At 61.2% G+C, this 9,291-nt stretch carries 6 protein-coding genes; 4 read left to right on the top strand and 2 right to left on the bottom strand.

From position 1 onward, the window contains the following. Positions 1–102: 102 nt before the first annotated feature. Complete coding sequence (locus ACCAA_RS21640) at positions 103–564, top strand: hypothetical protein (RefSeq protein ID WP_186409317.1); 462 nt, start codon at positions 103–105, stop codon at positions 562–564. Positions 565–599: 35 nt separating this feature from the next. Here the strand turns inward: ACCAA_RS21640 and ACCAA_RS21645 are convergent, their stop codons facing one another. Together ACCAA_RS21645 and ACCAA_RS21650 are read right to left on the bottom strand one after the other, a co-directional pair. After that, positions 600–1,970 (bottom strand): heavy metal sensor histidine kinase, encoded by a 1,371-nt coding sequence (locus tag ACCAA_RS21645; RefSeq protein WP_342674082.1) that lies wholly within the window; start codon positions 1,968–1,970, stop codon positions 600–602. A 14-nt stretch (positions 1,971–1,984) separates the two neighbouring features. Next, entirely contained in the window at positions 1,985–2,668 is a 684-nt protein-coding gene (locus ACCAA_RS21650) for a heavy metal response regulator transcription factor (protein ID WP_186409319.1), read from the bottom strand. 368 nt (positions 2,669–3,036) lie between these two features. Here ACCAA_RS21650 and ACCAA_RS21655 point away from each other — a divergent pair, with 368 nt between their 5' ends. Genes ACCAA_RS21655 through ACCAA_RS21665 form a run of 3 tightly spaced genes read left to right on the top strand, consistent with a single transcriptional unit; the run spans position 3,037 to position 9,088 of the window. Continuing rightward, entirely contained in the window at positions 3,037–4,266 is a 1,230-nt protein-coding gene (locus tag ACCAA_RS21655; RefSeq protein WP_245754737.1) for a TolC family protein, read from the top strand. Next, a complete protein-coding gene (locus tag ACCAA_RS21660; RefSeq protein WP_186409321.1) occupies positions 4,263–5,912 on the top strand; it encodes an efflux RND transporter periplasmic adaptor subunit in 1,650 nt (549 codons plus the stop codon). The genes ACCAA_RS21655 and ACCAA_RS21660 overlap by 4 nt, the downstream gene beginning before the upstream one ends. Before the next feature lie 35 nt (positions 5,913–5,947). Further along, positions 5,948–9,088 carry an efflux RND transporter permease subunit gene (locus ACCAA_RS21665; RefSeq protein ID WP_186409322.1) on the top strand — a complete coding sequence of 1,047 codons (3,141 nt, stop codon included), beginning with the start codon at positions 5,948–5,950 and terminating at the stop codon, positions 9,086–9,088. Positions 9,089–9,291: the final 203 nt, after the last annotated feature.

Genomic DNA, 9,291 nt, shown 5'->3' on the forward strand with positions numbered 1-9,291 from the left:
GACGCCGGTCATGTTCTGGCTGTTCGGTGACAAACCCCTGCAACGCTTGCTGGCCGAAAAAGCCGAAGAGTCCTTTTAACCCTACGCTGTGAGGAAGAACCCATGCAACGCACCCTGATTTCCAGCCTGGCCATGACTGCCGCCTTGATGTTCTTCGGTAACGCAGCCTTCGCCCATGACGATGCGGCTCTCGACAAAATCAGTGGGCCCAACGGCGGCCAGTTGCGCATGGCTGGGCCCTATCATTTCGAGCTGGTAGTCGCCAAGAACAGCAAGGAAGCCAAAGACAACCCGGTCACGGTCTATCTCACCGACCATGGCGACAAGAAGATCCCCGCAGCCGGCGCTACCGGTACGGCGACGATTCTGGCAGCAAAATCGAAAATCACCGTCCCTCTGGCTCCGTCCGGCGACAACAAGCTGACTGGGGTCGGCAGCTATGCGTCGGATCCCCAGATGAAAGTCGTCGTGTCGGTCACTTTCGCCAGCGCGAAAGCCGAGCAAGCGCGGTTTACGCCGCTACTCAGCGCAGCCGCCGATGGGCATCCAGATCACCAGCATTGAGAGCTTGCGAGATTCCTCAGCAGGAAACTGAACAATCAGGCGGGAAAGTGTAGCTCACACACAGTCATGCCACACTCGGAACGAATGACGGCATCCCCTCCGTGGGCGCGCAACATCGATCGAGTGATTGCCAGGCCAAGCCCAGCTCCGTCGCTCAACCTTTGCCGTGAAGAGTCCACCCGATAGAAGCGGTCGAACAGTCGAGGCAGGTGTTCGCGCGCAATGGTGTCACCGGGATTTTCCACCGACAACTTCACAGCCGAATCGCCCGTATCATCCACATGGACTACTATGCGACCTCCCGCAGGAGTATGACGCAAGGCATTCGACAGTAGATTGCTGATCGCCCGGCGCACCATCAGGCGGTCTCCCGAGACCAGGCCGCTGCCCGAGCAGGTGAGCACGATGGACCTTTCCTCGGCCAGAGCCTCGTAAAAGTCGACCACGCCTTTGGCTTCTTCGACCAGATCGAGAGGCTCGCGATGTGGAATGACCAGATCGTTGTCAGCCTTCGCCAGAAGAAGCATATCGGCAATCATCCGCGCCAAATGCTCAAATTCCTCCGCATTTGAAGCGAGTACGTCGCAGTACTCAGCGGACGTCCTCGCTTTTGATAGCGTAACCTGTGTTTGGGTCAACAAATTGGTGACCGGGGTTCGCAATTCATGGGCGATGTCCGAAGAAAAATCAGACAGTCGTCGGAACGAATCCTCGAGCCGTGCCAACATCTCGTTCCAGGCCTCGACCAACGTTGCCAACTCAACGGGAACCGTGTCGGCAGAAAGCCGGGAGTCGAGTCGATGCGCAGTAATGCCCGCTGCTTCACGCCTGATCGCCTGCAACGGTGCAAGTCCACGGCGAACTGCAAGCCAGCCAAGGAACCCCGTAAGCAGCGCGGCCAGGACTACAAACGACCATAGCGTCATCCTGAACGAGCTCATGAAGTGCTCGTGGTGTGAAATATCGGTGGCCACGGCTACGATCGCCGGTTGAGCATTCTTGATCCCTGTTCGGGCCAAGGCGGAAATTCCACGCAAGGGGTGATTATCCTTTGTCGTCCAGACTGTCGGGCGTGCCGAGTCCACTCGAACCTGGTTGTCCAGCAGCGACGGGGGGAATTGAGCACCACTCGTGGCAAACAGGATCTGTCCTTGCGGCGCGACGACGACCAATTCCAGTCCATGGTGGCCGACGAGGGAATCATCGAGTTGCTGTGGAAGGACATTCAGGTCGCCCGTCGAACGAACCTTTTCGAGGGCGTGTTGGACGAGTTTCAGTTTGCCGGTGAGCACTTCCATATCCTGCTCTTCGAAATGTCGCTCCAGCGAGCCCGCAATCAAATAGCCCAGGAACAACAACACCACAGTCGAGGACAACGCAAAGAGCATCGTCAGCCGGAAGGTCATTGACTTGCGCCCACTCAGTCGCACTCGGTCACCTCCAGCACATAACCCATGCCACGTACCGTACGGATAAGTTTCGGCTCGAATGCATCATCCATTTTTGCTCGCAGACGCCGGACCGCGACCTCGATCACGTTGGTGTCGCTGTCGAAATTCATGTCCCAGACCTGCGAGGCGATCACCGACCGGGGTAGCACCTCACCCTGGCGGCGCAGCAGCAGCTCCAGGAGGGCGAACTCCTTGGCCGTCAGGTCGATGCGTTTGCCGGAGCGGCTGACCCTTCGTCGCATCAGGTCGAGTTCGAGATTGGCTATGCGCAAGAACTCCGACTCCTTGGTCTTGCCGCCCCGTCGCAGCAGGGTACGCACCCGGGCGAGCAGTTCCGAAAAGGCGAACGGTTTCACCAGATAATCATCGGCGCCCGATTCCAGACCGCGCACCCGGTCATCGACCTGATCGCGGGCGGTCAGGAACAGCACCGGCATGTCCTTGCCGGATTTGCGGATTCCCTGAAGCACCGCCCAGCCGTCGATACCGGGCAGCATCACATCCAGAATCACCAGGTCGTAGGCATCGGTCAGCGCGTAGTGGAGGCCATCGTCGCCATCGCGGGCCAGATCGACGCGAAAACCGGCTTCCAGCAAACCCTGCTTCAGATAATTCCCGGTTTTCAGTTCATCCTCAACGACCAGGATTTTCATCAGTGCTCTCCTTCACCAAGCTTATGGATTTGCGCAATCTTGCGCCAGCCTGATGGCCTCTCCTTGGAGATTACGAGAATGTAATGCGCGGGTCACCTTCTTGGTGGTTTGGCGAGAGCATACGAACACCGAAGGCGAAGGATTCGGCCATGCAAAAGTCAGAGTTGTGCGCAGGCAGGCCGCAAGATTACAGAAATGTAATTTCTCGGTCAGCGTTCTGTTGGGCTGGTCCATTCAAACTGTGCCCATCCAATTCGCCAATAAAACCCGCCACGACACTCCGGGATAAGCCAGAATACGTAATTTGCATTGCTCAGGGAGGTTGCATGCGAGGAGTCACTCTGACGAGGACATTCGCTTTGTGCTTGATGCTCGGGCTGGCGGCACCGGCTCTGTCGCAGGAAGCAGCCATCGGCCGTACGGTCGAAAGCCTGCTCGAATTTGCCAGGGACCGGAATCCGGAATACGCCGCCATGCAGGCGGAAGCGGACGCGGTTGCCGAACGTGCGACGCCGGCCGGCGCCCTGCCCGATCCGAAGTTCAGGATGGAACTGCGCGACATCACCAGGTTCGGCGACCAGAACCCGACGCTCTCTCCGAGCCGCGTCGGTAGCACGCGCTACCTGTTGTCGCAGGACATTCCGTGGTTCGGCAAGCGCGACCTCAAACGCGAAGTGGCGGATCTCGAAGGCGAGAGCGCCAGGGCGCGCGCCCTGGGCACCTGGTGGGACATCGCGGCCCGGATCAAGACGAGCTACGCGCAGTGGTATTACGTCCAGCGGAACGAGCGCCTGACGCGCGAAATACTCGACCTGATGCGGCGCCTCGAAAAGATAGCGCAGATACGGTACACCGGCGGTCTCGCGGCACTGCAGGACGTCATTCGTGCCCAGGTCGAGCAGACCAGATTGCGCGGCGAACTGGTGACCCTGAACACCGAACAACATCACCAGCACACGCGCCTGAATGCCTTGCTGGCACGGCCCGCCGACGCACCGCTCGCCGAACCGGAAAGACTTCGCCCACTGCCGGCACCCGCCCGGCTCGATTACGCCACACTGGAGGAACGTGTCCGCGCCCGTAACCCGCTGCTGGCATCTGATTTAAGCAAAATCAAAGCGGCGGAAAAAGGCCGGGAACTCGCCTACAGGAACCGCTACCCCGACTTTACCATCGGCGCCGGGCCGATCCAGTACCAGAGTGCGATCAAGGAATGGGAGCTGATGGTGGAAATGAACATCCCCCTGCAGCAATCCTCGCGCCGCTCGCAGGAGCGCGAATCGGAGGCCATGCTGGCCGCCGCCCGCTCGCGCCGGGAGGCAAGCACCAACCAGGTGCTCGCCGAACTGGCGGAGAACCTTGCCGGCATCGATGGGGCGCGTCGTATCGAAGCTCTGGCGACCAACGATCTGCTACCCGAAGCCGAACTGACTTTCAAGGCCGCCCTCGCTGGCTATGAAAACGGCAAGCTCGATTTTGCGACGCTACTCGATGCACAGCGGCAAATTCGCCAGGCCAGACAGGAGCAGATCAAGGCGCAGGCTGAAGGACAGGTGCGCCTCGCAGAAATTGAACGGCTCTTGGGAGAAGACCTATGAAGCGGGCTGCGCGAATTGCGGTCAGCGCCTTGGCTGTCGCTCTGGTCGCCACCGGTGGCTATTGGGCCGGCCAGCGGAATGCCCCGGGCCATGATGAAGCGACGTTGCAGGCTTCCGCCGTGTCCCCCGGACCGGCAAGGAATGAACGCAAGCTCCTCTATTACCGCAACCCGATGGGCTTGCCTGACAGTTCGCCGACGCCGAAGAAAGACCCCATGGGAATGGATTACATCCCGGTCTACGAGGGCGAAACGAACGAGGTGGATGAGGTGGACACGGCGGCTACTGCCACGAACCAGATCAGGATCAGCACCGACAAGGTTCAGAAGCTCGGCGTGCGAACCGAACCCGCCAGCCTGCGCTCGCTGGAGCGGATCGTTCGCGCTGTCGGGCGCATCGAGCCGGACGAACGCCGCCAGTATGCGATCGCGCCGAAGTTCGAGGGCTACGTCGAGCGGCTGCTGGTCAACGTGACCGGTCAGTTGGTCGGCAAAGGCCAGCCGCTGTTCGAAGTCTACAGCCCGGAACTGGTTTCTGCGCAACGCGAATACGCGCTCGCCATACAGGGCGTCGAGTCGCTGAACAACGCCGGCAGTGAAACCCGAAGCAGCATGCAGCAGTTGGCCGATGCGAGCCTCACGCGTCTGACGAACTGGGACATCTCCGACGAGCAAATCCGGGACCTGGCGAATTCCGGGAATGCCCGGCGCACGCTGACCTTCCGCTCGCCCGTGAGCGGTATCGTGACCGAGAAGAAGGCGGTGCAGGGCATGCGCTTCATGCCCGGTGAAGTGCTCTACCAGGTGGCCGACCTGTCCACGGTGTGGGTGATCGCCGATGTCTTCGAGCAGGACATCGGACTGGTGAAGTCCGGCAGCAAAGCGAAAGTCATGATCAACGCCTATCCGGACAAGAAGTTCGAAGGCACAATCACCTATGTCTATCCGACGCTGAACGCCCAGACGCGCACCGTTCCGGTTCGAGTGGAACTTGCCAATCCCGGTCTGCTGCTCAAGCCGTCGATGTTCGCCAAGGTGGAATTGGTGGTATCGACCAAGACTGCGGTGGTCACCGTGCCGGTTTCCGCGGTCATCGATAGCGGCACGCGGCAGATCGTGCTGATCCAGCGGGGCGAAGGCCGCTTCGAACCGCGCGAGGTCAAACTCGGCGTCCGCAGCGACGCCTATCTTGAAGTCATCGAGGGGGTGAAGGACGGCGAACAGGTGGTCGTTGCCGCCAACTTCCTGATCGATGCCGAAAGCAATCTCAAGGCGGCGGTCGGCGGCTTTGGCCACGCGACCCACGGCGCGGCAGCCAAGACGGGAGCCGAGGCCGATAAGGCGGCGCCTGCCGCCAAGGGATCAGGCCATCAGGCCGAAGGAACGGTGGACAGCATTGATGCGAAAGCCGGCACGGTCAGTATCAGTCACGGCCCGGTTGCCAGCCTCAAGTGGCCCGCCATGACCATGAAATTCAAGGCAGCCAACGAAACGCTTCTGCAAGCGCTGATGCCTGGCGCCAAGGTGACCTTCGACTTCGTCGAACGTCAGCCCGGCGAATGGGTGATCACTGCGGTCAAGCCGCTGGCGGCAAACCAAGGGGCGTCCCTGCCGGCCTCCGGTGCCAATCCGCACGCTGGTCACTGACCGACCCCTACGGACATTAACGGAGATTCGGCGCCATGCTGGCGAAAATCATCGAATGGTCGGGCAGGAACCGTTTCCTGGTCCTGCTGGCTACCCTGTTCGTCACCATTGGCGGCATCTACGCTGTCCTGCGCACACCGATCGACGCCTTGCCCGACCTCTCGGACGTGCAGGTCATCGTCTATACCGAGTACCCCGGCCAAGCGCCGCAGGTGGTCGAGGATCAGGTGACCTACCCGCTGACCACGGCCATGCTGTCAGTGCCGAAATCCAGGGTGGTACGCGGCTTTTCGTTCTTCGGCGCGTCCTTTGTCTACATCATCTTCGAGGACGGTACCGACATCTACTGGGCACGGTCGCGTGTGCTCGAATACCTCAATTTTGCCTCCAGCCGCATGCCCAAAGGCGTCACGCCGTCGCTCGGGCCGGACGCCACCGGGGTCGGCTGGGTCTACCAGTACGCGCTGCTCGCCAAAGACAAGACGCTGGCCGAACTGCGCACGATTCAGGACTGGTATGTGCGCTACCAACTGAGCAAGGCGCACGGCGTCGCTGAAGTGGCGTCGATCGGCGGCTTCGTGCAGACCTATCAGGTCACCGTCGACCCGGTGAAGCTGCGCGCCTACGGCATCCCGCTGATGAAGGTCGCGCAGGTGATCCGCGACTCCAACCGCGACGTCGGTGGCCGGGTCGTGGAAATGGCTGAAACCGAGTACATGGTGCGCGGCAAGGGCTATCTGCGGGGAAAAAGCGACCTCGAGATGCTGGTCGTCAAGAGCGAGAAGGGGACCCCTGTCCTGATCGGCGATATCGCCCGCGTCGAACTGGCGCCGGATGAACGGCGCGGCCTCACCGAACTCAACGGCGAAGGCGAAGTGGTGTCGGGGATCGCCATGGCGCGCTATGGCCAGAACGCTCTCGAAGTGATCCATAACCTGAAAGCCAAGATCGCCGAGATCGGCCCCGGCTTGCCCGCAGGGGTGACGGTGGAAACGGTCTATGACCGTTCCGAGCTGATTCACCGCGCCATCGAAACCCTGAAGCGAACCTTGCTCGAGGAATCGATCATCGTTGCCGTGGTGTGCATCGTCTTCCTGCTGCACGTGCGTAGCGCGCTGGTCGCCATCCTGATGCTGCCGGTCGGCATCCTCATCGCCTTCATCGCCATGCGTCTGCTCGGCATGAATTCCAACCTGATGAGCCTCGGCGGTATCGCCATCGCCATCGGCGCCATGATCGACGCCGCCATCGTGATGATCGAGAACGCCCACAAACACCTGGAGCGCCTTCCCGAAGAGCACTCGAACAGCGATCGCGCCGAGGCCATGCTCGCCGCGTGCAAGGAGGTCGGCCCAGCGCTGTTCTTCTCGCTCTTGATCATCACCGTTTCCTTCCTGCCGGTCTTCAGCCTGGAAGGTCAGGAGGGCCGCCTGTTCTCGCCACTGGCCTACACCAAGACGTTTTCGATGGCCGGCGCGGCGCTGCTTTCGATCACCCTGGTACCGGTGCTGATGATGCTCTTCATCCGCGGCAAGATCATGCCGGAAGCGAGGAATCCCGTGAATCGCTTTCTGATCTGGGTCTACCGACCGATCATCGCCGGCGTGATGCGCTGGAAGAAACTGACCCTCGTTCTCGCCGTCCTCGCCATGGCCCTCTCGGTCTACCCGGCCTCCCAACTCGGCTCCGAGTTCATGCCGACGCTCAACGAGGGAACCTTGCTTTACATGCCGGCTTCGCTGCCGGGCATGTCGATCACCAAGGCCGCCGAGCTGATGCAGACCCAGAACAAGATCATCAAGAGCTTCCCCGAGGTTACTTCGGTATATGGCAAAGCCGGGCGCGCCAACACGGCGACTGACCCCGCACCGACCGAGATGTTCGAGACGGTGATCAACCTCAAGCCCGAATCCGAATGGCGCGCCGGTATGACCACCGACAAGCTGATCGCCGAACTCGACAAAGCGCTGCAATTCCCCGGTGTCGCCAACGCCTGGACGATGCCGATCAAGGCGCGCATCGACATGCTGTCCACCGGTATCCGCACACCGATCGGCATCAAGGTTTTTGGCAAGGATCTCGGAGAGATGGAAAAGCTGGCCACGGAGATCGAGTCCGTCGTGAAAACCGTCCCCGGAACGACCAGCGCCTTCGCCGAACGCATCACCGGCGGCTTCTACCTCAACATCGAACCCGACCGCGAGCAACTGGCGCGCTACGGGCTGGCCGTCGGCGATCTGCAGGACGTCATCGGCACCGCGCTGGGCGGTGAAATGGTCACCACTACCGTCGAGGGCCGCGAGCGTTTCGGCGTCACCATCCGCTATCCGCGCGAGCTGCGCAGCGATCCGCAGCAAATTGCCCGCGAGGTGCTGATCCCGACCATGGACGGGGCGATGATCCCCCTCGGACAGTTGGCCAGGGTCGTCGTCGCCAAAGGAGCGCCGAGCATCCGCACCGAGAATGCGCTGCTCTCGGCCTACATCTACGTCGACATCCGAGACCGCGACATCGGCGGCTACGTCGCCGACGCGAAAAAGGCGGTCGCCGAGCAGGTCAAATTCCCGCCCGGCTATTACGTCACCTGGAGCGGCCAGTTCGAGTACATGGAACGGGCGATCGAGAAGATGAAGATCGTCATTCCGGTGACGCTGCTGTCGATCTTCCTGCTGCTCTACCTCAACTTCAAGCGCCTCACCGAAACGCTGATCGTCATGCTCTCGGTTCCTTTCGCCCTGGTCGGCGGTATCTGGCTGATGTGGCTGCTCGACTACAACCTGTCGGTGGCCGTGGTCGTCGGCTTCATCGCGCTCGCCGGCGTGGCGGCCGAGACGGGTGTGATCATGCTGATCTACCTCGACCACGCCTGGGAAGCGGTCAAGGCGAAGTGCCTCGCAGCGGAGCGGGCGCCAAACGTCGACGACCTCTACGCGGCGGTCATGGAAGGCGCCGTCGAGCGCGTGCGGCCGAAGATGATGACCGTCGTGGCGATCATGGCCGGCCTGCTGCCGATCATGTGGGGGACAGGGACAGGTTCGGAAGTGATGAGCCGTATCGCGGCGCCGATGGTCGGCGGCATGATTTCGTCAACGGTGCTCACGCTGGCGGTGATTCCGGCCATATACGCGCTGGTCAAGCAATGGTCCCTGAAGCGGGGATGTTACGTCGCGCGGTGATTCAGACTGTTTGGCGCAAGCTGTTCGAGGCTGAGACAGAGGGAAAGTCCCACGCTGCAGGGGGAGGAAGGTAAGCCTGGGTCAGCGTGGGATGGAGGGAGGCTACGGGCGGTTGTACGGAGGCGTCTTCCAAGGGGTTTCGGGGTCGTAGAGATTCATCTGCCGGTGGTGGTGACGGCGTAACTGCACGAGATAACGGCTCT

This window comes from Candidatus Accumulibacter aalborgensis (genome assembly GCF_900089955.1).
Lineage (GTDB): Bacteria > Pseudomonadota > Gammaproteobacteria > Burkholderiales > Rhodocyclaceae > Accumulibacter > Accumulibacter aalborgensis.